The 24,798-nt window shown below is 74.1% G+C and carries 16 protein-coding genes; all 16 read right to left on the bottom strand.

The features are described 5' to 3' along the window. Positions 1 to 34: 34 nt before the first annotated feature. The gene (locus ACYP53_RS31090) at positions 35 to 1,450 is read right to left on the bottom strand and encodes a DUF6519 domain-containing protein (protein ID WP_459649891.1); all 1,416 of its coding nucleotides are present in this window, start codon (positions 1,448 to 1,450) and stop codon (positions 35 to 37) included. Positions 1,451 to 1,484: 34 nt separating this feature from the next. Then, positions 1,485 to 3,704 carry a hypothetical protein gene (locus tag ACYP53_RS31085; protein ID WP_459649890.1) on the bottom strand — a complete coding sequence of 740 codons (2,220 nt, stop codon included), beginning with the start codon at positions 3,702 to 3,704 and terminating at the stop codon, positions 1,485 to 1,487. Beyond that, positions 3,701 to 7,477: a putative baseplate assembly protein gene (locus tag ACYP53_RS31080; protein WP_459649889.1), complete on the bottom strand. Its 3,777-nt coding sequence runs from the start codon at positions 7,475 to 7,477 to the stop codon at positions 3,701 to 3,703. Before ACYP53_RS31080 ends, ACYP53_RS31085 begins: the two co-directional genes overlap by 4 nt. Further along, complete coding sequence (locus ACYP53_RS31075; protein ID WP_459649888.1) at positions 7,474 to 8,739, bottom strand: putative baseplate assembly protein; 1,266 nt, start codon at positions 8,737 to 8,739, stop codon at positions 7,474 to 7,476. The genes ACYP53_RS31080 and ACYP53_RS31075 overlap by 4 nt, the downstream gene beginning before the upstream one ends. A 20-nt stretch (positions 8,740 to 8,759) precedes the next feature. Then, on the bottom strand, positions 8,760 to 10,682 hold the full coding sequence (locus ACYP53_RS31070) for a baseplate J/gp47 family protein (protein WP_459649887.1): 1,923 nt from the start codon (positions 10,680 to 10,682) through the stop codon (positions 8,760 to 8,762). Further along, on the bottom strand, positions 10,679 to 11,074 hold the full coding sequence (locus ACYP53_RS31065; protein ID WP_189920742.1) for a GPW/gp25 family protein: 396 nt from the start codon (positions 11,072 to 11,074) through the stop codon (positions 10,679 to 10,681). Before ACYP53_RS31065 ends, ACYP53_RS31070 begins: the two co-directional genes overlap by 4 nt. Positions 11,075 to 11,148: 74 nt before the next feature. Next, entirely contained in the window at positions 11,149 to 11,481 is a 333-nt protein-coding gene (locus ACYP53_RS31060) for a hypothetical protein (RefSeq protein WP_189920483.1), read from the bottom strand. Between the two features lie 14 nt (positions 11,482 to 11,495). After that, complete coding sequence (locus tag ACYP53_RS31055; RefSeq protein ID WP_189920486.1) at positions 11,496 to 12,005, bottom strand: phage baseplate assembly protein V; 510 nt, start codon at positions 12,003 to 12,005, stop codon at positions 11,496 to 11,498. A gap of 26 nt (positions 12,006 to 12,031) precedes the next feature. Further along, the gene (locus ACYP53_RS31050) at positions 12,032 to 13,189 is read right to left on the bottom strand and encodes a hypothetical protein (protein WP_459649886.1); all 1,158 of its coding nucleotides are present in this window, start codon (positions 13,187 to 13,189) and stop codon (positions 12,032 to 12,034) included. Continuing rightward, complete coding sequence (locus ACYP53_RS31045) at positions 13,182 to 13,547, bottom strand: hypothetical protein (RefSeq protein WP_459649885.1); 366 nt, start codon at positions 13,545 to 13,547, stop codon at positions 13,182 to 13,184. The genes ACYP53_RS31050 and ACYP53_RS31045 overlap by 8 nt, the downstream gene beginning before the upstream one ends. Next, positions 13,547 to 14,188: a CIS tube protein gene (locus tag ACYP53_RS31040; RefSeq protein ID WP_459649884.1), complete on the bottom strand. Its 642-nt coding sequence runs from the start codon at positions 14,186 to 14,188 to the stop codon at positions 13,547 to 13,549. Before ACYP53_RS31040 ends, ACYP53_RS31045 begins: the two co-directional genes overlap by 1 nt. Then, a complete protein-coding gene (locus tag ACYP53_RS31035) occupies positions 14,185 to 14,769 on the bottom strand; it encodes a hypothetical protein (RefSeq protein WP_189920493.1) in 585 nt (194 codons plus the stop codon). The genes ACYP53_RS31040 and ACYP53_RS31035 overlap by 4 nt, the downstream gene beginning before the upstream one ends. Positions 14,770 to 14,789: 20 nt before the next feature. Next, positions 14,790 to 21,053 carry an eCIS core domain-containing protein gene (locus ACYP53_RS31030; RefSeq protein WP_459649883.1) on the bottom strand — a complete coding sequence of 2,088 codons (6,264 nt, stop codon included), beginning with the start codon at positions 21,051 to 21,053 and terminating at the stop codon, positions 14,790 to 14,792. After that, complete coding sequence (locus tag ACYP53_RS31025) at positions 21,050 to 21,445, bottom strand: hypothetical protein (protein WP_459649882.1); 396 nt, start codon at positions 21,443 to 21,445, stop codon at positions 21,050 to 21,052. Before ACYP53_RS31025 ends, ACYP53_RS31030 begins: the two co-directional genes overlap by 4 nt. Continuing rightward, positions 21,436 to 23,445 carry an ATP-binding protein gene (locus tag ACYP53_RS31020; protein ID WP_459649881.1) on the bottom strand — a complete coding sequence of 670 codons (2,010 nt, stop codon included), beginning with the start codon at positions 23,443 to 23,445 and terminating at the stop codon, positions 21,436 to 21,438. The genes ACYP53_RS31025 and ACYP53_RS31020 overlap by 10 nt, the downstream gene beginning before the upstream one ends. A 22-nt stretch (positions 23,446 to 23,467) precedes the next feature. Then, complete coding sequence (locus tag ACYP53_RS31015; RefSeq protein ID WP_268256609.1) at positions 23,468 to 24,736, bottom strand: Pvc16 family protein; 1,269 nt, start codon at positions 24,734 to 24,736, stop codon at positions 23,468 to 23,470. Between the last annotated feature and the right edge of the window lie 62 nt (positions 24,737 to 24,798).

Below are 24,798 nucleotides of genomic sequence, written 5' to 3'. Positions count from 1 at the left end.
CGCGGGGCTCGCGGCGCGAATCGTCGGACACGGGCTACTGGGGGGTGGGGGCGGTCAGCGGGGTGAAGGTCTGCCGGAGGTCGACGACCGTGGTGGGGCCCTTCACCCAGGCGAGCGGGGCGTGGTGGACCTGGACCCCGGCCGGTTCGCGGAGCAGCGCCTCGCCGGCCGCGTTCTGCGGCCACTCCACCGAGCCGGTGGCGGTCCGCGCGGGGATGAGCCAGTAGTCGCCCCGGGTGTAGTCGCCGCAGGGGCGGAAGTACACCTGGACGCCGTCCTCGAGGTCGAGCCAGGCGCCCTCCTGGAGCTGCAGGGCGCCGCCGGCCAGCGGCAGGGCGTCGCGGCCGCGGGGCGCCCGGTGGTCCCAGCGGCGCAGGAAGGGGTGGCGCTCGGCCAGCCGCCCGACCTCCGGCAGCGGTTCGGCGGACAGCCGCACCCGGCGCCCCGGCAGGTCGGTCTCCTCCACCTGGAGCAGGTTCGCCGGCTCGCCCCGGCTGATGTACGCGCTGTCCGCGACCTCGACCCAGTCGCCGACCGAGAGGCTGAGCTTGTCGTCGTCGCCCAGCGAGGTGAGGTCGACCCAGACGCCCTCGATCGAGGCGACCGGCAGGACGACCGAGCCGTTCTCCCGGGACCACTTGAACGTGGCGCAGCCGTCCGCCGAGCCGCCGTGGTGGACCTCCACCCGGTACAGCTGGTTCTCCGGACCCCGGTAGCCGGCCTCGGGGTGGGCCAGGCACGGGTCCTCGCTCGCCCGCTCCGGCCGCCGGGCGCGCGCGGCCAGCAGCCCGCCCGGCCGCTCCTGCGTCTCGGCCCACGCGTCGAAGGCCTCCCGGACCCGGGACACTCCGCCGTCCGGAACGCTCAACTCCGAGGCGGGCAGGGCGAGTACCTGCCAGACGAGCTTGGCCCGGGCCGCCGTGTCGGGCATCGCCGCACCGAGCGCGACCTCGCGGATCTCCGGGTCCTCGATGGCGGTGACGCTGCGCTCCCAGACCTTCAGGTAGACCAGGAACGGGAATTCGCCGGGCAGCCGGTCGCCGTCGCGGTCCTGGTCGCGGTAGGCGTCCGGCTGGTCCCAGTACGTCCAGCCGAGCGGCGCCTCCCGGGCGTCGCTGCCATGGCTCGGGCCGGGCTCGTCGGGCACGGCGATGCCGGGCTCGGGCCGGTCGGCCTCGCACAGGATGCCGTCCACGTAGTAGCGGCCGCCGCCGATGGTGAGGTCGTCCACGTCGTGGTTGCCCGGTACGTAGCCGATCGCGAATCCGGCCGCAGCGGCCGGTCCGCCGCGGCGGCCGATCAGGTCGGCGGCGAGCGTGCGCAGCTGGTACCGCTCGATCGCGGCCTGCTCGTTGGCGTCGGCGTCGAGCTGGACCCGGCCCTGCTGGGTCAGCACCGCGGAGTAGTGCTTGCCGGGCCGGAAGGTCAGGCGCGAGAAGTCTGCGTGCACGGTTTCCCTCTCACAATCATCAGTGGCTGGCGGGTCAGGAGGCGTAGAAGATCCCGGCGTCGGTGCCGGCCGGGGTGTACTCGGCGAGCCTCGCCCGCAGGTTGTCCTCGCGCTGGGGCTGGAACAGGTCGTGGAAGGCGCCGAGTTCGGAGCGGTCCTCGGCGCCGCGGGTGATCTCCGGCGCGCACCCGGCGGCCAATTGGCCGTAGCCGGGCGTGCCGTACCGCAGGCTGGTGAACAGCGGGCGGACCCGCTCGGCCTCCAGCTCGCGCAGCCGGGCGGCCCGCGTCGGGTCCAGCTCGCCGCGCTCGACCAGCTCGGTCACCGCCGAGCGCACCAGGTCCGGCTGGCACTCGTACCGGCGCGGGGTGCGCGAGCACGGCGGGACGTAGCAGAACCGCAGGCAGCCGAGCGAGCGGCGGGCCACCCGCAGCCGCCCGGTGAACACGCAGTCCTCGGCGATCGGCACCGCGTGGGTGTGCACCTCGCCGACCACCGTGGACCGGTGGGCGTGCAGCAGCGCGTAGGCGTGCTCGCAGTCGGGCCCGGAGAGCGCCGGGCGCTCGGACCCGGTGGCGTCCAGGACGCTGTCGGAGAGGTGGATCTCCAGCGGGTCGGTGTCGACCTCGTCGCCGACGACCTGGATCGTGCCCAGGACGCTGCGCTCGATCGTCACGCAGGCGGTGGTGTGGTCCAGGACGAGGCTGGGCTCCTGCGGCGAGTGCGGTTCGCAGTGCGGCTCCAGCGACCAGCCCGGCACCAGGGTGCAGTGCCGCAGGGTGACGGAGGCCAGGGGTCCGGTGACGTTGACCCCGCGGCCGGTGATCAGCAGCCCGTCCAGGACCAGCCGCCCGCCCGGGCAGACGCCCCGGACGTTGAGCGCGTCCGGCCGGTTGCTGTACCAGTCGAGCAGCCGGATCACCGGCCGGGTACCCTCGGCGGCGCGCAGTTCGAGGCGGTCGTCGGCGGCCAGGTCGAAGTCCAGCTGTTCCTGGTAGGCGCCGCTGTGGGTGATCTCGATGACGGCGGCGCCGCCCGCGCCGCCGGACTCCTGGTCGGCGCGCCACTGCTGGTAGGCGTCGTTGATCCGCTCGTACGGCCCGCCGGGGCCGACCCGGTAGACCGCCCGGTGCCGGGCCTCCGGGCGGTCGCGCGGGTACTCCCCGCCGCCGGTGTCGTCACTGAACGCGTAGTGGTAGTCGACCCAGACACCGCGGCGCGGGGCGGAGCGGGCGCCGAAGGCGATCCGGCCGAGCAGCGGGTCGACGGCGACCTGCCCGCGCTTGGGCCGGTACGTCCAGTCGCTCAGGTCGGCCACCGTGATCTCGGCGGGCGGGACCGGCTCCTGGGCGCCGTCGCGCCAGATGGCGAAGCTCTTGCCCGGCCCGTAGTAGTCGGCCAGCCGCTCGGCGAGCTGCCGGCGCCGGATCGGGGCCGGCACGTTGTCGATCGTCGCGAGGTGGGTGGTCGACGGCTCCGGCTCCGGCTTGGTGACCAGCTGGGCGTCGTTGCCGAGGACCGAGAAGGTGAAGAGGTTCCTGGCCCGGTCGATGCAGTACGCGGGCGCCCGGGTGACCGGGTACGGCTTCAGCCGCCAGACGTACAGGGCGACACCGGCCGGCGTGTAGCCGCCCTGGCGGCGGGCGGAGGCGGCCCGGCGGACGTCGGCGGTGTGCGCCTGCCCGTCGAAGGGCCCGCCGAGCAGGTCCAGTTCGGCGCCGCGCCGCACGTCGACCAGCCGGCCCCGGCTCAGCCGCTGACGGTCGGCCGGCTCCTCGTCGGGGCGCAGCAGCCGCACCGGCTGGGTGCCGCCGAGCAGCCGGGAGAGCTCCACCGCCCGGGCCGGCCAATCGGCGACGGAGGCGGACAGCTCCTCCAGCAGGGCGAGCGTGCCCTTGCGCCGGCGGTTGGCGACGGTGTTCGCGACGTCGTGCCGCGGCGCCAGCCGGGCGGCGAGCCGGTCGCGGGCCGCGGCCCGCTCCGGGGAGGCCCCGCCGTGCAGGCCGGTGGCGAGCACCTCCTCGTAGCCGGGAAGGATCCGGTAGCCGACCAGGTCGCCGAGGTAGGCGACGGCCCAGTCGGCGGCGGTCTCCACGAACCAGTCCTGGTAGCCCTGTTCGACGCCGCCGCGGACGACGTCGACCTGCTCGGCGATGACGGCCAGCAGGGCGCGCAGCGGCTCGCCGGCCTCGGCGTCCCGCAGCCGGTGCCACTGCGGCAGCAGCTCCGCCAGCCCGTCCGGGTCACGAGTCATCGGACGACCTCCTTGAGGATCAGCGTGTCGGGCAGGTTCGGTGACAGCAGGGCGAGTTGGGCCGGGCGGATGCCGCGGAACACCGTCACCACGCGGCCGGGCGGCAGCGGCCGGGTGTCGGTGACGGACGGGTTGAGGCGCAGCAGCTCCGCGACAGAGACGCCGTTGCGGGCGGCGACCTCGGTGAGGGTCTCCGGGTCGGGGCCCCGTACCCGGTACCGCTGTTCGTCGAAGCGGGCGAGCCGGGCCGGGACGGCCGGCTGGGGCTGGGCGAGCTGCTCGGACAGGTGCTCCAGGCCCTCCGGGGTGAGGCTGCCGGGCACGCCCGTGAAGGCGTCGACCTCGACCCAGTCCACGCCGGGGACGGCCTGGGCGGCGGCGAGCACCTCGGACAGGTGGGCGCTCTGGCCGAGTTGGCGTCCGGCGTAGCCGAGCCGGTCGAGCAGGGCGCGGCGCACCGCCGGTTCGACCAGCTCCCAGGAGTGGTCCGGGTCGACCTTGACGTTCAGGGCGACGACCAGCAGGACGAGTTCGCGCAGCGCGACCTCGACCGGCAGCTTCGGGTCGCCGTAGGCGGTGAGCGAGGACCGCAGGGTGCGGATCAGGTCGGAGTCGGCGGTGAGCGGGATGTCGTCCACCCCGGCCACCGTGACGTGGACGAGCTCCCGCCTGCCGTCCGAGAGCCGGGTGGCGCTCGCGCGGCCGATGCCGGCCCGGGAGCGGGTGAAGTCCTCGTAGTCGGGCACCGAGACCAGTCGGTCCAGGGCGGTGACGGCGAGCGGGATGGTGCGCCTGGCCAGGCCCGGGCCGTCCGGTCCGGCGCCGCCGGTGGCGGGCAGCGGGTTGACGACGGCGGAGACGCCGAGCGGGCGGGTGGTGAGCTGGCTGATCCGTCCGGCGCCGACGTTGCCGCTCTCGCCGATGCCGATCCGGTAGCGGGCGCGGACGTTCTCCCGGCCGGTGGGCAGGCGCGCACCGTGCACGCCGTCGCCGAAGGTGACGGTGGTGCGCCCGTCGGTCGTGGTCGTGGTGACGTAGACCCGTTCGTCCGGGCCGCGCCCGGCGAGGCTGTCGACCTCGTGCCAGCGGACCCCGTCGACCCGGACCTCCAGGGTGCTGCGCGCGCCCCTGGGGGTGTCGGCGGCGAGCCAGGTGAGCGGCGACTGCCACAGGGTGAAGCGCTGGCCGGGGACGCCGGCGTCGCCGCTGCCGATGGCCTCGTCGCGGGTGGCGCCCTGGGTGGCGCGGACCACGTTGCCGAGGACCTGGACGGTGTCGCGCCGGTAGCGGAAGGCGAGGCGGGCGCTGAGCGTGATGCTGGTGCGGACGGTGTCCCCGGGCAGGAGCGGGTCGACGCTCTGCTCGACGCCGGCGATCATGGCGAGTTCGGTGCCCCGGACCCCGGTGGTGTTCGGGATGTCGGTCCGCTCGCCGCTGACCGCGATCAACCGGCCGGGCGTCAGCCCGTCGTAGAGCCGGGCGAGGTCGATCCGGTCGCCGCGGACCTCCTCGGTGACGGGCTCGTCGGCGAGCCGCAGCGACTCGCCGCGGGCGTAGACGGTGGCGTCCCGGATGTCCGAGAGCTGGGTGTCCTTCTCGTCCAACCACGGCTGCTGCAGGGACAGTTCGGTCACCTTGCCGGTGATGCCGAAGTCGGCGCGGGAGATCACCCGGACGTCGGTCACCCGGGTGATGACCTCGGCGAGGTCGCGGCTGCCCGGGATGCCGCCGTCGATCCCCTTGCGCGGGCGCTGGACGACCACCCAGCTGCCGGGCGCGATCTGGTCGTACACGGCGTCGAGGGCGAGGACCGTGCCGGAGACCGGCTGCAGCTTGGTGGTGAACACCACCTCGACGGCGGGCGGCGACTCGTCGGTGGCCGTGTAGCGGTGGACCCGGACGTTCAGCTCGCCGGACTCGCCGGTCTTCTCCTGGCCCGGTTCGAGCTGGTAGTCGAGCGCGGCGCCGGGCCCGCCGTCGACCTTCACATGGACGCGCCCGTCGGCCTGCGGGCGGGACACGAAGACGGTGCGCTCGGGGAGCTTGGCCAGGAACTTGGCGCTGACCCCGGCCTCCTGGTCGGGAGCGGGCACGGCGGCGCGCACCGCGGCGGCGTGCGGGTTCGGTGGCGCGGGCGGTTCGGTGGTGACCACCTTGACCTGTCCGGGCCCGAGGGTGAAGGTGTGGTCCCACGGCAGCGAGAAGGCGTTGTGCGTCAGGCTGCCGGCCTCGACGTACGTGAAGTCGGCGGTCTTCGGGACGGTGCCGGCGGTGTCGAAGCCGACCCGGACGCCGATCAGCGTGCTGCCGGAGAGCGGCCAGTCCACGTAGCGGTCGATCCGGCCGTCGTTGCCGTAGACGGGCTTGAGCGGCGCGGTGGCGCCGAACGGGGTGGCGACCACCCGCATCGCCTGGATCTCGTGCACGGCGAGCGGCGCCGTCAGGTCGACCTGCCGCCAGGCGGGGTAGAGGCCGTCGCGCAGCCGGGGGTCGAGTGCGGAGAGCAGCTGTACGCCGAGGTCCGAGCCGGGCGCGAACAGGCGCTGCGGGTCGCGGGCGAGGTCCCGGGCGCTCAGCGGGGGCCGGGTGGGGGCGGTGCGCAGCGCCGCCAGCACGGAGCCGAGTCCGCGGACGGCCGGGTCGGCGGTGCCGCTGCCGGGTGGGTTCGGCCCGGGCTTGTCGGGGGCCTGCGGCGGCTCCAGCTGGTGGGCGCGGTCGCGCAGGCGGGACAGTTCCTCGCCGAGGGCCGCGAACCAGCGGGCCACCGGCTGCTGGGAGTGCGCCAGTTCGGCGGCCTCGGCGGCGCGGGCGACCACCGGGGCGAGCCGGTCGGCGAAGTCCGCGGGGGTGCTCAGCGGGCCGGCCGGCCGGTCGAGGTCGGCGCGCAGCGGGGCCAGCACCTGGTCGTCGAAGTCCCGGAGGATCCGGCTGTGCCCGGGCCTGGGGTTCGGGGCGTTCTCGGTGACGGTGATCCAGTCCGCCAGCTCGGCGCGCAGGTCCTTGAGGGTGCGCAGGTCCCGGGGCAGCCCGATCACCGTGACGTCGTTCTCGCGGTCGAGCCGCACCTCGGGCACCAGCCGCAGCGCCCGGTGGACCGGGTCGGCGGCCTTGTCGGCGCTGAACACGAACAGCAGCCGGTCGCCCGGCTTGATGTTGTTGGCGGTGCCGGCGGCGAACAGCTCGGCCCGGCCGCCGGGGTTCAGCTGCCCGGGCGTCAGCTGGTACGGGCGGCGGCGCAGCACCGCCAGGTCGTTCCAGGCGGAGCGGGCGGCGAGGTCCTCGGCGGTCTCGAAGGACTGCGGGTCCTCGCCGGGGCCGGGGACGCTCTGGCTGCGGGCGCCGCGCGGGATGGTCACGGTCGGGTCCTCGGCGGCCCGCGGGTCGTGGTCGAGCGTGTAGGCGAGGTAGGTGTCGGCGGCGACGCCGGGCCGGGGCCGGTGCCCGACCAGCCGGCCGAGCAGGGTGAGCGAGCCCTCCTCGGTGGCGGTGCGCAGGTAGCCCTCGTTGGCGATCCGCTCGGAGTAGAAGGTGAGCACGTCGGCGAGCACGGCCCAGGAGTCCAGCAGCGCGATCGCCGGGTCGTCCGGCGTGCGGACGGTCAGGTCGCGCAGCGCCGGGTAGGCGGGGCCGGACAGCCGGGCGAGCAGGCTGTCGAGGAACTCCCCGTAGCCGCCGACCCGGTAGCCGATGGCGTCCAGCCCGGGCGGGTTGAACAGCGGGACGGGCGTCGCGGTGGCGGTGCCCGCGCAGCCGCAGGTGCACTGGCCGCTCATCGGCCACCTCCGATCACGATCGAGAGCCGGCCGTTCTCCGGCCAGTCGGGGTCGTTGTCGCAGCCGGCGATCTCCAGCGCGCCGAGCCGCAGCAGTCCGTCGGCCAGTTCGCCGTCGTCCCGCCCGAACTGCCGCCGCAGCCGGGTGACCCGGGCACTGACCACGCCCGGTACGGCGGCGGCCGCGGCCACCAGCCGGGAGACCCGCACCGGCTCGCCGAAGCCCAGCGCGTCCGGGTGGAAGAAGCCGAGCCGGCCGTCCGGCAGGGCGCGGTTGCCCAGCACCCGCCGCAACTCGGCCAGCACGTGGCCGCGTTGGTGGCCGGGGGCGGCGCACACCTCCAGTTCGAGGTCGAGCGGCACCACCAGGGCGGGGCGGACCACCAGGTCGTGGCCGATCCGGCGGTACGCCTCCAGGCCGTGTCCGACCGCTTCGAGCAGGGCGGTGTCCGCGGTGGCGTGCCCGTACGGCTCGACGGCGACGTGGACCTCCTGGACGCTGCCGGTCCAGCGGAGCTCGGCGGCGGCCCGCCGGACGCCCGGCAGGGCCGCGGCCAGCTCCGCGTAGTCGGCGGCGGTGACGGCGCGCAGCCGGGTGCGGCTCAGCGCGAGCGGGGCCGACTGCCGTACCTGGTCGAGCGGTTCGGGATCGGTGCCGCCGCTCGCGGGCATCGGGTTGCGGACCCGGAGCAGTGCGTCCTGCGGCGGTGTGACGGTGCTTCGCCCCCTCGGGTGGGGCGGCCGGTCCTGGCAGACCACCAGGTGGTTGATGGCCTCCGCGCCGACGTTGCCGGCCGTGCCGTTGCCGATCCGGTAGGCGACCCGCAACTCCGCGCCGGGCCGGGGCGGCTGGCCGTGCCGCCCGTCGCCGAAGCGCAGCGCGAGGCGGCCGTCGTCCTCCGGCTCGCCGACGAAGTGCCGGTCGCGCGGGCCGTCGGCGAGCAGGTCCCGGCGGGGCGTCCACTCCTGGCCCCCGACGGTGGCCCGGACGGCCGGCAGTGCGGCACGGGGGTCCTGGACGGCGATCCCGGACGCCGGGCCGGCCAGCGCGGGGGAGTCGGGGTCGAGCCCGGCGGCGTACCGCCCGCCCCAGCTCTGCGCCACCTCCCAGACGCCGGGCCGCCGGAGCACCCCACCGGAGCGGGCCCGGGCGGTGAGCACCTCGAGGCGGCGCAGTTTGGCGGCGAGCAGGCGGGTGCGGCGGGCCAGCAGTTCGCGCAGCCCGGCGGCGGGCCGCTCGGCGAGGTGCAGCTCCTGCACCACCCGGGCCCCGAACAGCAGGGTCAGTTCGGCGAGTTCGGCGCGGGAGAGGGGGTGGCCGCAGTCCGCGCGGTGCCACAGCTCCTCCAGCCGCTGCCGGACCCGTTCGGGGATGCCGGCGAGCAGGACGGCCTGCCGGGCGCAGACGTGGGCCCGGTCCGGTAGGCCGCCGCCTGGGTGACCGGCGCGTAGCGCAGCACCGGGCGGAAGGGCTGCGGCAGGACGGGGTAGCGGGTCTGGTCGAGCAGCGTCTCCAGCGTCGCCGCCTGGGCGTCGGCCGTGGGCGGCTCGACCACGGCCCCCTGGCCGTCCTCGCCCTCCGCGTCCGCGCCCGGGGCGAGCTGGATGCTCAGCCCGGCCCGCCGGACCGCCGCCTCGCCGAGCAGCCCGTACAGCTCGCGGACCTGGACCGGGCCGAGCTGGCGGCCGCTCCTCGTCCGGTCGAGCAGTTCGTGGATCGCCTCCGCCGCCGGGCTGCCCCCGGTGCGGTCCGCGCAGCCGCAGCCGCCCGGCCCGCAGGGCGCCACCCGGACCGGCTCCGGCGGCACCGCGAAGGTCTCCGGGGCTCCGCCGCAGAAGGTGAGCGAGCGGCCGTGGTCCACCAGGACGACGTTGCCGCGGGCGACGCTCACGTCGGCGATCGGGCCGCAGTCGCTCCCGCCGCGTGCGGACAGGCAGACCGGGAAGGAGAGGGCGTCCTCCGGCGCCCACTCGACCTCGACCACGGGCTGCTCGTACAGCTCGTCGACCAGGTGGGTGACCGAGGTGAGCCGGACGGCCTGGCGGTGCGCGGGGTCGGCGTCGGCGGCGGCGCCGGTGCGCGGGCCGAGCACCTCCTCGACGACCAGCAGGTCGCCGGGGCGCAGCGCCAGGTGCCGGGTGCGGTCCTCGGGCCGGTCGGCCTCGTGCCAGTCGTCGCGCAGGGTGGCGGAGGTCGCGCCCTTCGGCAGGACGCAGTCCTGGTCGCCCCAGGTCCAGAACCGGATGGTGTTGTGCTCGGGGTGCAGCACCAGGTCCGTTCCGCCGAGCGGCTCGAACACCTCGACCGACGCCGCCCGGGCGAGCCCGTCCAGCTGCTCGTCGGGGATCACCGTGGACAGCTCCGGGCGTTCCTGCGGGCCGAGCCGGCTGACGTCGACGGCGGCGAAGCGGAAGCCGCCGGGGTGCAGGGTGAGCGGGCGGTCCGTCGCCAGGGTGACGAACGCCCGGGCGTTGCAGCCCTCGTGCACGGCGTAGTCGATCAGCCGGACGTGCCGGCGCACCGACACCCGGCGGCGGGCGGTGTCGAGGTACGCCTCGGTGGCCACCGCGTCCTGCTGGTAGGAGAGCTGGTCAGCGGTGTAGGCGAGCAGTTCGACCAGGGTGATGCCGAGGTCGGGCAGGTGTCGCTCGGTCCAGCCGGGGGTGGTCAGGCTCATCCGGTCCAGCACGAGCCGGCGCAGACTCTCGTAGTCGCGGGCGGTGTAGTCGATGACGGCGGACGCCGGGGCGGCGGGCGGGCAGCTCTCCTCGGTACGGCAGTCGTAGGGGGAGGGGCAGTCGGCGCCGAAGGAGAACCCGGTGCTCGCGTACCTCGGGTCGAAGCCCGGGTACGGCCGGGTGCCCGGGCGGCCGTAGGCGTCCGCCTCGACCACGGTCAGCCGGTAGCGGGAGGTGTCGCCGACCCGGTCGAGGGTGACGTGCATCCGGTCGTCCAGCTCCGGGTCGTCCGCGCGCTCGATCTCGACCGCGAGGGCGCGCAGTCCGGTGATCCGGCGGCCGCCGTCGACCCGGACGTTCTCCGGGCCGAGCTCGTCCGGTGCCCGGCCGAGGAAGGTCACGGTCAGCGTGCGCCCGTCGTCCTCCGGCTCGGCGCCGTCCAGGCCCAGCAGGTGCGCCGCGCGCAGGTCGGCGCGCCGCAGCTCCGTCCCGCACTGGGCTGTTGCGGAATCGCTTGGCCCGGTCATGCCGCCACCCCGCCCTCGAACACGTCCTGCCGCTGCGTACCGGTCCGGCGGACCACGTACGCCAGCTCGACCCGTACCACGTTGTCCTCGCTCTCCACGTCGAGCGCGGCGATCTCGATCACGTCGCCGAGCCACCGTTGCAGCGCCGCCTGGACGGACAGCTGCAGGGTGGCCGCAAGCTCCGGGCTGTTCGGCGCGAAGACCAGGTCGAGCAGCCCGCAGCCGAAGTCCGGGTGCATGACCCGCTCGCCGGGGCTGGTGAACAGCAACTGCTCGATCAGGTCGCGCACATGGTCGTCGTACGCCGCCTCGGCGGTGCGCCCGCGGCTGTCGATCCGGAACGGGAACGCGAGGTCCGTCCGGGCCGGGCCGGGCGGTTGTGGGACGTTCATGGGCCCGGTGTTCATGGGCCCGGTGTTGACGCCGGTGCTCATGCCGGTGTTCGTGCCGGTGTTCGTGCCGGTGTTCACACCCCCACCGCCCGCTGCTGGACGACGGTCACGATCGGCGGCCCCTGCGGGACCTGCTCGGCGCTCTGGCACAGCCCGACGGCGGACTGCGGCAGCGCGGGGGAGCCGTTCACCCGGATCCGGGTGGACGGCACCACCCAGCGGACCGTCACGCAGGGCTGCGGCTTGCCGGCCACGTTGAACGGGCAGCCGGTGACGGTGTACTGGTCGGCCGTGCTGGTGACGGCCTGGCCGGCGACCAGCGCCCGCGCCTGGGCGGGCCGGGCCGTCACCTGGCCGCCGTGCGGGCAGGTCACCGTCGCATTGACGTGCAACAGACTTCCGGTCATGACGTTCTCCCCCGTCAGGTCACGCTCAGAGCGTCCTGGTTGATGGAAACGGTGGCGCCGACGAGCGAGATCGAGGCGCCCTGGCCGTTGCTGATCTGGATGCCCGAGTCGTTGATCACGATCGATGCCCCGCTCGGGGTGCGGAGCGTGATCCCCGTGGTCGGGTCGTCGGACAGGACGATCACCCGCCGCCCGGTGGTCTCCAGCACCTGGTTCGGCGCCCCCGGCGGGCCGGTCGTCGCCTCCACCGGGACCTCCGAGGCGGAGCCGTACCAGCAGCCCGTCCAGATCGGATAGCTCTGGTCGCCCTGCTCGAACTCCACCCACACGCCCGCCCCGACCGGCGGCACCGCGTAGTGCCCCATGCCCGGGCCGGCCACCGGGAAGCAGGGCATCGCCCAGGTCGACACGGCGTCGCCCAGCACGTCGGGCACCTGCGCCTGGATGCGGCCGATCCCGAGCGGGTCGGCGTTGTTCACCACCGTCCCCCGGAACTTGCCGAGGTAGCGGGTCGGTTCGGCCATGCGGGCAACTCCTGCTGCAATGTCGGTTAGGGGATGACGGTCGGCTGGAGGGCGATCAGGCCCTCGCGGGTCAGCGTGAAGTTCTGGGTGTACGAGCCGCGCTTGAGGTTGTGGGTGACGCTCTTGACGAAGTACAGGCCGTCGTAGGTGAGCCCGGCGCCGCGGACGCCGACCAGCTCGCGCGGCCGCAGCACGTGCCCGTACCGGACGACGTCCAACTGGCCGGAGCCGGAGACGGCGTCCGCCGACTGCATCGCCTTGGCGATGGTCTCGGCGACGGCCTGGGTGGTGTCCTTCTTGGCGGTGTCGGCGATGACCTTCTTCTTCAGCGCCGGCGCGGGCTTGAGCGCCAGCGGCGGGCGCAGGATGCTGACCTCCGGCACCGGCAGGACGGAGGACACCTTGGTCGCCGGGAGCTGGATGCGGGCCTCCGGCTCCTCGCGGGCCGTGCCGTCGAAGGCGAAGGTCAGCTGGTCGACGTTGGACAGCGCGTCCATGTTCACGTTCAGCGCGTGCTGCGGGACGCCGAGCCGGTTCTCCGGCCCCCAGTAGGCGCGGCTCATCCCGGGCACCGGGCCCGGGTCGAGGTAGAACACGTAACCGTTGGCCTTCGCCAGCTCGCTGACGTACCCGAGGTCGGTGCCCTTCTGGAAGTCGATCCGCCGGGTGGGCATCGGCGTCTGCGGCACCAGTTCGGGGACGACCAGCGGCAGGATGCCGTACTGCCCGTACTTGCCGATGATCGCGGCGACCCGGGCCGCCGGGGACATCGCCGGGAAGGGCACCCCGGCCTGCTCCTCCAGGTCCATCAGCACCGTCAGGTCCTCGCCGGTGACGGTGAGCGTGGACTGGCCGGGCTGGTTGCTGATGCCCACCTCCTGGCGGATGATCACACCGTCCATCAGCACGCTCGGCGTGCCCGTGACGGTCACCATCAGCACGACCCTGATCTTCGGGTCGAAGAAGCCGCCCGGGAGCAGCGCGGTGTTGATCAGCCCCTGCTTCGACAGGTCGAAGGCGAGCTGGAACCCACTGCGCTGCCCGGACGCCACCGTCACCTGCGCCGACAGCAGGGCGTCCGTCACCGGCTGCGGCACCGGCACCGGGATCTGCGGACCCATCAGCAGGCTGAGGTGGATCGACCCGACCGGCCCGCCCCCCGTGACGGCCGAGAGGTCAGCCATTGCCCACCCCGCCGCCCGCCCCCGGCACCGCACCGGGCAGCGCGACGGTGATCCGCCGGCCCGGCGTCGCGGTCAACTCCCGCGGATCGACCACCGGGTTGGCGTCGGCGATCCGCCACCACTGGTCGGCGCTGCCGAGGTAGCGGTTCGCGAGCAGGTCGAGGCGGTCGCCGGCGCTCACGGTGTGCTCGGCCAGCGGGGTCAGACCGTCCGCGCTCGGCAGCAGCCTCCGCCGCAGGTACGGCACCTGCCGCCCGTCCGGCGTCGTGTGCAAGGCCACCGGGACACCGTGGTACCGGCTGGTCAGCGGGTACGGCGAGGGCGCGGGCAGCCCGCCGGACGTGGAGTCGACGGTCATCAGAACCCCCCTCCGAGGCCGAGCGCACTCAGCCGGCCACCGGCCGCCGTGCCGACCAGCCGCTCCTTCTGCGCCAGATGCGCCAGGTACAGCTCCGCCCCGCGGTGCCCGGTCGGCAGATCACTGACGGTCAGGACCCGCAGGCCGATCGCGACGGCAGCCCTGATCGGATTCAGGTCGATGTCGAACGCCTCCTCGGTGATGGTGAGTTCGGTCAGCCGCACCGGCAGGATCCGCTTGCCGCCCCAGGTGAAGAGCGTCAGCGGGGCCTCGACCGGAGTGATTTCGAGAGTGCCCAGCGCGGCCAGCGCCTGATTGGCCCTCAGCTGCGCACTGGCCGGCTGCACCAGCAACTCCAGCGTCGCCAGCTGCGGATGGATCCCGTTCGGCGACGGCACGTCCAGCTGGTCGGTGGCGTCCAGCTCCGCGGTGAACTTCCACGTCTCCACGGCCGGCCCCTTCAGCCGCAAGGCCTCCGTCCGGTCCCCACTCCCGTCGGCCCCCGCCACCTGGGGCGCCAACGACCGCTCCAGGCTGTCCGGATTGAACTGCAGCACGATGACCCGCTGCGGCGTCCCCCGCTGCGGATCCACGATCACCAGCCCGGACCGTACGGGCTTGGGAATGTCCACCTGACTCACGTCGCTGTCATCTCCTCAAGCACGATCCGAGCGGTGTCGGCCAGCTCTTCGTCCTTCTCCTCCTGCAGAAGCTCCCCCAGCGGAGTCGCATAGGCGGGCCAAGGCTCGTACGTGATCGCCCACACCGCGTTCTTCCGGACTTCGGGCCAGTGGCTCCGCAGGGCCTGGCTGATGATCCGGAAGAATTCCTCGTCGAATTCCGACGGCGATCCCAGCCCGAGTCGCAGCACGGCGGTGGCGTAGTCACCCGGGTCCGCGTCGGGATCGACGCCCTGGACGAGTTCGGAGAGCCGCCAGGTGTTCAGCTCGGTTTCCGCGAGTTCCACGGTGCTCCGGATGACCCGCTCATCGGATCCGGTGATCATCACATAGGAGAATCCGGAGAGAAGGTCCTCGCTGTAGGTGAGGGCGATGGCGGGGCCGGCGTACCAGGCGACCTGGCGGGGCGTCCATTCCTCGTGGTCCGCGGGGATGTCGGTGCGTCGCGGCCAGCCGATCAGCGTGGCCAGTTCCTCCACGGCGGATTCGTCGACACCGTCGCGCAGAACCAGTCGCCGGCTTCGCTCGGAAATTTCATTCATCGGTCGGTCACCTCGGGGAACTACTTCAGCCCGTACAAGTGGAACATCTTTTCGCGGATCCGGCCCTTGAGTTGTTCGAGAGTGGTGATCTCTCCATTCTCGTCGGTCTTGATGTCAAGTGACTTGATCCACATCTGAATCACCAGGATTTCACGGTTGGCCAACCCCTGTACGCGGTTTCCCCGGAAAGCCTTTTCGCTCGTGTCCGCACCCGAAGCGCGCTCGGCCTCACGCTGCTTGTCGAGCTTTCTGGCATGGTCCATGGCGCCTCCCCCTTCCATCGGCAGGTACTTCAGCGCATCGGCCATGGGCATCGCCTCGCCCTGGTGGGCCGTGAGCTGGGGGAAACTGCTCTTCGGGTCGGCGTTCGGGGCGACCCCGGAGACCCGGCTGCCTTCTGCGGCCATCTGCAGCAGCATCCCGGCGTGGATGACCGACCGCTGGTTCCGGTGAACTTCCTTGGCCATGATCAGGCTGCCAAGGAATGCGGCGTCCCGCCCCACGTCGCCGCCGACCCGGTCACCGGCGGCCATCCTCTGGACCCCGGCGACCACGCGGTGGCTGTGGTTGGAGTCGTCGAGGATGCGCTCGGCGACGCCTTCCTTGAAATCGCCGTTCCGGTTGTTGCGACCCTGGTAGGGCAGGGCCTCTTCGTTCCGGCCGTTCTCGCGTTGCCGTTGGACCACAGCCCGCTGCAGACGCAGGGAGTTCTCGACCGTTCGGCGGCGCTGCTTCTCCGCCTCATCGGCGCCGGCCTCGATCCGCCTCAGTCGGGCGTTGCGCACCGTGTTCGTCTCGCGCAGCATCGTGTGCGTGACGGCGGCCGGGCCTCCGCCGGTCGCGCCTTCGAACTCGAACACGTCGCGTGCGCCCTCCTGTCCGAAGCCCAGCATGCGATCGCCGTGATGGTTCATGAACCGGGCCATCGAGGCGAAGCCGACTCCCTGCGGGACTCCGAAGCGTCGCTCGTCCGCAGTCGACTCACGGGTCTTCTCGTAGATCTGCGTCGCACCGCGCACGGTCTGCGGGTGGTTCAGGACCTCGGCGGCGACCTCGTCGAGCATGTCCAGCAGCACCCGCTCGTCCACGGTGAGCGCGCTGGTGAGCTGTACCTGCGGATTGAGGGTGGCCGTGACGGTGAAGTGCTTGTCGCCCTCGATGCCCAGGCTCGACAGCCGGTACCACGCGCGCATCGCACCGAGCATCGCCCGGAGCACCGCGCCCCGCACGCCCCGGTGGAGCAGACGTTGGATCCGCGGGCGGACACGGGCGGCGATCAGCTCCAGGCGCTGCTTCTTCGCGTCCGGGGAGTTCTCGTGGGCGCGGCGTTGGGCGCGTTGCTGTTGGCGCTTCTGGTGCCAGGCGCGCAGGCGGTCGCGTTGCTTGCGGTATCCGTCGCGGAGTTTGTGGGCGCCGTTGGTGAGGGCGCGGCCGAGCTTGCTGTTGAGGAGTTTGCGGCCGAGGGTGCGGGCGGCGACGCGGACGCGGTTGAGGGCGGCCTTGACGGTCTGGCGGGAGGAGTTGAGCGCGCGGCCGACCGCCGAGGTGGGGCGGCGGGATGCGGTGGACTTGGGGTGGGTGACCTCGCGTCGCGGGCGTCCCGGGGTGGCCGAGGGGTGGCGTTCCGCGTGCTGCACGGTGTGCCGGGCGGGGCCGGTACGGGCGGGGCGGGCGCGGCCGGCGGAGGGCGGCTTGCGCAGCGACTGGGTGGCGCGGCGCAGGCCCGCGCGGGCCTTGTTGACGGCGTTCCCGGCGGCCTTGCGGGCGCCCTTGCCGGCCTTGGCCAGACCCTTGAGGATCTTCTGGGCGATCCCCTTGAGCTTGGTGCCGACGGCTTTGCCTGCCCCCTTGAGCTTGCTGAGCAGGAAGTTGGAGATGAAGTCGAGCAGCGCGACCACGCCCGCCGCGACCGCGTCGGCGAACAGGCAGGCGGCCGAGCCGGATTTGACCGCCTTGAGGAAGGTGACGAACTTCCCGATCGCGGCGACGATCTTGCTGATGGTGTTCCACGCCGCCACCAGGCCCTGGATGATCGCCATGATCGCGCCCGCGGCCGGCACGATCAGCGACACCAGCTTCTCGACGACGATCGAGATGATCATCCCGGGCAGTGCGGCGACGATCGCCTGCCAGGCCATCCGTCCGATCTGGGCCATCGAGATGCAGCCCTTGACCAGCACGTTGACGATGGTGGAGGTCAGGCCGACCACCGACTCGACCTTCTCGTTGAACCAGGTCCGCACCGCGCTCTTGATCGCACCCCACAGGTAGTGCTGGATGCCGTCGATCGCGGCGGTGCCGAGCTTCTTCAGCCACCCGCCCGGGTCGGAGGCGATGTCGCCGATCAGGACCGCGAACTCGCCGAAGACCGCGATCGCCTTCTCGACGAAGTCGATCGCGTCCATGACGGACTTGCGGACCGCCTCGATCGCGGCCTTGAGCCCGGCCTCCAGCGCGTTCAGCAGCGCGTTCAGCCCGGCGGCCAGCAGGTCGAGCAGCTTGTTGACGGCGTTCTTGAGCTTGTCCGCCCACTCGTTGACCTTGGCGACGGCCTTGTCGCGCCACTCCTCGATCTTCTTGCGGAACTTGTCCCGCAGCTCGGGGAAGGCCGCCAGCAGCACGTCGCAGATCTTGATCAGCGCGTCCGCGAGCTTGTCGATCAGCTCGACGGCGAACTTGCGCGCCTGGTCGATCGCCCAGTTCGCGAACTTCCGGAAGCCGTCGATGATGTCGTTGATCAGGCCGCGGAAGTAGTCGAAGACCTTGGTGACCGCCTCGACCAGCGCGTCGAAGGCCGCCTTGACCTTGGACTTGACCCAGCCCCACCAGCCCTCGGACTCCTCCTTCTTGCGGTCCTTCTCCTTCTGCGCCTTCTCCTCGGCCTCCTTCCGCTTGTCCTGGATCTTCTGGTTGTCCTGCTGCTGACGGTCCCGGACGTCCTTGTCGGCCTCGGTGCGCTTCTTGCCGATCTGCCCGGTCTTGTCCTGGTGCTCGGCGTCGGCGTCCTGGTCCGCGGTGGTGGCCTTCTGGTCCTGCTCGGTGCGCCACTGCTCGCGCTCGCCCTTGACCTTCTCGGCGGCCTCGCCCCGTTCGCCGGCCTGGGCCTGGGCGTTGTCCGCCACCGCCTGGTCGACCTCGGCCTGGTTCTGCCGGCGTGCCTCGGCCTCGCCCTGCTTCTGCTTGGCCTGTTCGGAGCCCAGTCGGCCCTGGCCCTGGCCGACCGCGGCCTGGATCTGCGGGCCGCGCTCCTGCTGGGTCACGATGCCGATGCCCGGCTTGGTGTCGACCGCGCCGCCGGCCCTGGCGCCCCTGCCCTTGCCCCCGCCGCCCGGTACGGAGGCGGTGAGGGTCTCCTTCGGCACGTCCGGGTAGATCCGGTCCTCGCCCATCGGCTTGGCGGCGTCCTCCCGGCCGACGCCGAGGATCTTCGTGGAACTGTCCTTGAGCTTCGCGGTCTGCTGGTCGGTGCGCGCCGGGTCGCTCTCCCCGGTCAGTTCGACCTCGGGTGCCCGGCCGACCGTGGTGTTCAACGCCGGATCCGTCGTGGGGACGCCGTCGACCGCGCCCTGCACTTGCTGCACTTCCTGCGGCGAGACCTGGGTGCCCGCGTCGTCGGCGACGTGCGGCGCGGCGACCCGGTCGCCCGGGTTGCCGCCCTCGACCTTCTTCTGCTGGGCCTTCTGCTGCTCGCCGTCGGCGCCCTGCGGACCGACCCGCTCCAGCCGCTCCGTCACCGCCACGGCGGGCGGCGCGGCCTCGGGCGGGCCGGACTGGGTCTGCGGTGCGCCGGACGGGCGCTGGACGGTCGGCGGGGCGGCCTGCAACCGGGCGTGCTGCTCGCCGACCGTACGGTCCACCGAGCCGTCCACGCCGTCGAGGGTGGTGGCCAGCTGATCGGGCGGCAGGCTCGCGGCGGTGGCGAGCGCGCTCTGCGGGTCCTGGGCGGAGACGTCGGGCGGGGCCTGCTGCTTCTCCTGCTTGGGCGGGGCGCCCCCGGCCGCGCCACCGGCCGCGCAGCCGCCACCGGAGCCTCCGCCGTTGCCACCGGCACCGCCGTCCGGCTCCGCCTCGGTGGTGGGCTGTTGCGGGCCCGCGCAGGCGCCGCCGCCGGACTCCAGCGAGGCGTCCGGGCGGGCTGGGTGGCGAGTCCGGCGGGCGCGTCGGCCTGCTCGGCCGCCGGGCCGGTGGCGGCGTCGGCGTCGGCGTCGCGGCCGGTGTCGGGAGTGGCGCCGGGAGTGGCGGCGGGCCCGTCGGGGCCGTCGCCGCCGACCGGACCTGTCGTGCGGGGCCGCGGCGGTGAGCTCCGGGCCCGGGCCCTGCGGCTCGGGTGTGGCCCCGGGCTCGGCCTCGCGTGCCTCCTCGGCGGGGGCTTCCGGCTGCTGCGGCTCCGTCGGGGCGGGCTCGGCGGCGGCTGGTGCCGGGGTCGCGGTCGGGTTCGTGGTCGGGTCGGGGCCGATCTCCTGCTCGACCGGCTGCCCCGGCTGGAGGTCGCGGGCGCTCCGGTCCTCGGCCTCGGCGGCGGAGCTCGGCTCGGGGGCGGCCGCAGGCTGGGCCGGGTCGGGCTGGGCCTGCTCGGGAGCCGTCGGCTCCGCCTCGTCCTCGGGCCGGCTCTCCCGCTCGGCCTGCACCTGGTCGGCCTTGGTCGCGGGCGGCGCGGGGAACTCCGGTGCCTCGGCATTCGCGGAGGGCGCGCCGTCCGCGGCGACCGGGATCTGATCGGCGGTCGGCACGGCGGACACATCGAGGTCGGCCGAGGGCAGGAAGTCCCCGGGGTTGAGCTCCGGCCCGGGCTCGGCCGACTGCGACTGCCGCTCCCGGTCCGTGGCGGGGCCGTCGTGGACCTCCGCGTCCGCGCCGGGCTCCAGGCCCAACGGCCGTTCCTCGTCCGGGGTTTCGCGCTGCTGCTGGTCGCCCTCCAGCATTCCGTGCCGGGCGAGCGGGCTGTCCTCGGCCCGCGCGATCGCGTCCAGTCGCTCGGGTTTGACGGGTGCCGGCTGCGGCAGCGGCGCGGCGGCGGGCTCCTGCGGCTTCGTGCCGGCCGAAGGCTGGGCGGCGGCCTCCGCCGGACCGGCTTCGGCCGAGCCGGGTACGGAGACGGCTGCCGGCTGGGCGCCCTCCTCCGTCGTGGCGGCCTGCTCCGGCCCCGTGTCGGGGGTCGTCGCGGGGGCCTCCCCGACGGTGGGAGGCTGGGCGGCGACGGGCTGGGTTTGGGCCTGACCGGCCTCCGGCTGCGGGGTCGGTTGCGCGTCCGGCGGAGTCTGCGCGGCCTCGCCCTCCGCGGGCTTCGGCTGGTCCTCCTGCTGCTCCGGGCGCTCCTGGTCGTCCTTGCCTTCCTTGCCTTGCTTGTCGCCGTGCCCCTTGCGGCGCTTGCGCCGACGCTTCGGGTCGTCCGACTGCCGTGCCTCTTCGTCGAGTTGACGTTTCCGGTCCTGCTCGTCTCGGTCCCGCTCGTCCGTCTGCGCGCGCTCGTCGGTGGCCCGGTCGGCGGCATCGGTCACCGGCTCGGGCGTCTGCGCGCCGTCCACGTCGGCCGGGCGGTGCTCGGCGGCCTCCACCAGCTCCAGCACCCGGGTGTAGTCCGACGACGGCAGCCGGTCCTCCAGCCGGGCGAGCACGGAGGCCTGCAACTCCGGTGCGAAGCGGGCGAGTTGCAGGCGGACCCGGCCGGAGGAGTCGGTCGGGTCCCCGCGCAGCGAGCGCAGGATGCCGGCTGCCAGCCGGTCGACCAGGGTGGCCGGATCGAGCCGCTCGGTGCGGAACCGGTCGGCGTCGACGGTCGCGTAGCGGAGCCAGCCCGGCGTGGCACTCGGCGTCGCCGCCGCCGGCCGGTCCTCGCGCGCGCCGTGCTCCGCCTCCCGTTCGATCGCGTCCTGCGGCAGGCTGACCGCGCCCAGGTCGCGCCCGGCCCGCAGCGCGCCGAGCGGGTTCGGGGCCTGGACGGTGTGCAGCAGCTCATGGGTGAGCAGCCGCCTGCCGTCCTCGCCGGCCGGGCGGTACTTGCCCTCCCCGAAGAAGAGGTCCGGACCGACGGCGACGGCGTCCGCGCCGATCAGCTCGGTCAGCGCGGCGGAGTCCCGGTCGGTGTGCACCCGGACCCGGCTGAGGTCGTGCCCGAGCCGCGCCTCCAGCTCCCGCCGCAGGCCCGGGTCCAGCGGCTGGCCCGCGCCGGAGACGATCTCCTTCGGCTCGGGCGTACGGGCCTTCGGCGCCCGTGTCTTGCGCCGGGCCGCCTCCTGTGCGGCGTTCGGCCCGGAATCCCGGGCGGGAGCGTTGGTTCGGCTCATGTCCGCCCCCGCCCCCGCTCCGGCGCCCGGCTGCCGCCGGACAGCCCGGTGTGCACGGCGCGGGCGAGTGCCTCGCCGAGCCGCTGCGCCGAGGCGCCCGCGGGCAGCGGCGGCAGTCCGGAGAGCACGTCCAGCACGCGGTCGCCGTGGCCGTTGCCGTCGCCGTCGACCGCGAGCGGTACTCCGCGCGCCTCGACCAGACGGGTCAGCTCGCTCCGGAACGCCGCCGTCAGCCGGTCGTGGTCGATCCGGGCGAAGCCGTCGAGGACCAGCTCGCCGATCTCGACCTCGATCCGCCCGGCCCCGCCCGTGCCCGCGCTGCCCGTGCCCGCGATGCCCGTTCCCTCAATGCCGCTACCGCGCCCGCGCCCTGGTCCCTCGGTCAGATCCATCCGGAGACCTCCGAAGGCGTCAGCGAGCGCTCCAGCTTGAGGTACTCGGTGCGCGCGGCGGCCAGCAGGTGGCGCATCTGCATCGGGCAGTCCTCGTCGGCGGCCAGGAAGGCGGCCGACAGCGCGATGTTGCGGATGGAGCCGCCCGCCACGGTGAGCTGGGCGAGCCGCTCCGGGTCGACACCCTGGCTGGGAGTCCGCGCGGGGATGACCCGCCGCCAGATCTCGGCGCGCTCCGGCACTCCGGGGAACGGGAAGTCGGCCACGAACCTGATCCGCCGCATGAACGCGGGGTCCAGCGCCTTCTTCATGTTGGTGGTGAGCACGGCCAGGCCCCGGTAGGCCTCCATCCGCATCAGCAGGTAGCTGACCTCCAGGTTGGCGTAGCGGTCGTGGCTGTCCTTGATCTCGCTGCGCTTGCCGAACAGCGCGTCGGCCTCGTCGAACAGCAGCAGCGCGCCACCGCGTTCGGCCGCGTCGAAGACCCGCCGGAGGTTCTTCTCGGTCTCGCCGATGTACTTGCTGACGACCTGGGAGAGGTCGATGACGAACAGGTCCACGCCGAGCTGCCCGGCGACGACTTCGGCCGCCAGTGTCTTCCCGGTGCCCGACCCGCCGGCGAACAGCGCGGTCACGCCGAGGCCGCGGCGCAGCACCGACTCGAAGCCCCACTCCTGGTAGACCGTGCCGCGCCGGCGGACGTGGGCGACGATCTCGCGCAGCGTCGCGAGCTGGCGCTCCTCCAGGACCAGGTCGTCCCAGGCGGCGCGCGGCTCGACCCGCCGGCCCAGCTCTTCCAGGGACATCCGGGCTTCCACCAGTCCGGCGTTCCAGGCCAGTCGGCTGACGTCCGCACCCTCCCAGCCCTCTCCGCCGCCGCCGTCGCCCTTGGACTCGGCGGCCCGCCGGGCGGTCGCGGCGGCCGAGCGGATCACATGGCCGGGCAGCGAGAACTGCGCGGCCAGCGCGCGGAGTCCGCCCTCGGTGACCCCCGGCGCACCGTCCAGCGCCTCGGCCCAGATCCCCAGCTGCTCCTCGGGGCCGAGCGGGGGCACGGTCAGCCTGGGCCGGTCCGAGGCCCCGGCGGGCGGGGGATCGTCGCCGGACACGACCAGCGGCACCGCGAGGCCGGCGAGGAAGGCCTCCGTGCCGTTCGGGGCCTGGGGGCGCTCCCGGCCCGGCTCCCCGCTCTCCACCAGCAGCGCGGCCGGGATCAGGATCGCCTCGCGCTGCCACAGCCGGGCGAGTTGCTCGCGCTCGGCGGGCTCGGTGGGCAGGTCCTCGCGGTGCGCCGCGTAGAGGCCGAGTCCGGCGCGGTGGGCCGCTTCCGCCGCGATGTCCCAGCGGGTGCGGCGGTCGGCGCCGGTCAGCTCGGTGTGCGGCGGGCCGGACAGCTCGGCCGAGGTCCATCCCCGCGCCAGCTCGGCGGCGCACCGCTCGTGCGGGCCGGGCAGCTCGCCGGGCGGTCCCACCCGGGTGAGCAGGCCGTGCAGCCGCACGTCCAGGTACGGCACGCCGACCAGGAAGTGCAGCACCCGCTCGTCGATCCGCAGCCGGGAGGCGGTGAGCGCCGTCTCGTCGTCCAGTTCGACCAGCCGGAAGCGGCGCAGCGGGCCCACCGGGGTGAGCGCGCTCCAGTGCGGCTGGTCCAGGGCGGCGAGGGCGAGGGAGAAGGTCGGGTACGCGCGCCCAGGGTCGCCGCCCGCCGAGGCGCACCGGGCGGCGGCCGTGGGGTCGATCGCGGGGGCGGCGGCCAGCACCAGGACGTCGCGCTCGAACGGGGTGAGCCCGAAGGAGGCGGTGAGTGCGTCCAGGGCGGTGGCGGGCTGCCGGCGCCCGCCCCGGCGGGTGCCGGGGGCCGGCGGTACGGCGGGCTCGGTGGTACGGCCGGCCGCGTGCGCGTCGACCCGTTCGAGCACGGCGGCGACCGCGGCGGACAGCGACTCCCGGTGCGAGTCGTCCGCCGAGCCGTCGCGGCCCTGCCTCCGGCGCGTGCTCATCTCCAAACCCCCCGTCCTGCGGTCAGTGCGTCAGGTCCACGACCGGGCCGGTGAAGGCCCCGTCGCCGGACACCGTCAACTCGCTCGGCACGCCGTCCACCTGGATCCGGGCCAGGTACGCCGTCGGGCGGACGCCGACGACCGGCACCCGGACCTCGAACGGGTCGGTGCGCGGCAGCGGCGGCGCGGGCGCGCGGAACTGGTGGCTCGCCGCGGGCCGCCCGGCGGGCGGGTGCAACTCGTCCAGCAGCAGCAGGACTTGCTGGTCGTCCCGGAGCGGCAGGTCCAGCCGGACGTCGAGCCGGGCCGAGACCCCGGCCGGTCCGTCGCCGCGGTCCGCGGTGCCGATCGGCGCGACGATCCGCGGCTGCCGGGCGAAGGTCTGCACGTTGGACTCCACGGCGAGGTGCTCGGCGGCCGGCCGGCCGTCCAGTGCCAGCCCGTGCAGCACCTGCACCCGGAACACGCCGGGCGGCAGGTCCTCCGGTACGGCGACCACCAGGCGGTCGTCCCGGACCCCGCCCGGGTCGACCGTCACCCGGCGCTCGCCCAACTGGGCCACCACCAGGTCCGCGCGCAGGCCGGAGCCGTCCACCACCAGCTCCCGGTCCTTGGTCACCGGCCCTTCCGCGGGGGCGCCCTGGGACCCGGCGGGCCGGGAGAGCACCCGCTCGACGACCGGTCCGCGGGACGGCACGGCCCGCACGGAACGGCGCAGCACCGGCTTGCCGGCCACCGGATCGGCCTTGCCCTCCACGAAGACGGCGGTGGCCTGGTAGGCCACGGACAGCGCGTACGGCGTCTGGAACAGCGTCATCCACAGCTTGGACATCTCGTCCACGTCCATCGGCGTGGGCGTGAAGCGCACCCGCTGCGGCGAGGCGGCCAGGTCCGTCCCCACCAGGTACGGCTGGGTGGCCGCCTCCTCGATCAACTGCCGGGACAGCAGCGGCTGTTCGGTCAGCGCCCGGACGACGCAGCCGAGCAGCCGCTGGCCGACCAGCTGGGTCTCCTCGCCGTAGCAGCTGATCAGGTAGTGCAGGTCCAGGGCGGCGGCCGGCCGGGTCAGCAGGGTGCCGTCGGTCGCGCGGGTGGGCGCGTCGCGGTTGCGCAGCGAGGCGTTGGGCGTGACCTGGTAGAGGAAGACGGTGATGGTCGGGTCGGTGGGCGGCTCGGTCGGCGGCTTGCGGGTGCTGACCTCGACCGCGAACGGGATGTCGGGCGAGAGCGCCCGGCTGACGAGCAGCCGCAGCGCCTCGCTCACGGTGGCGATCGCGAGGTGGTTGCTCATGGGCCCACCCGCCCGGTCGTCTGCCCCAGCCGCCCGGTCATGTGGCCTAGCCGCCCGGTCAT

It is taken from the genome of Kitasatospora sp. Ki12 (genome assembly GCF_054601375.1).
The sequence above is the reverse complement of the archived record's forward strand: the minus strand, read 5'-3'. Positions and strand labels throughout refer to the sequence as shown.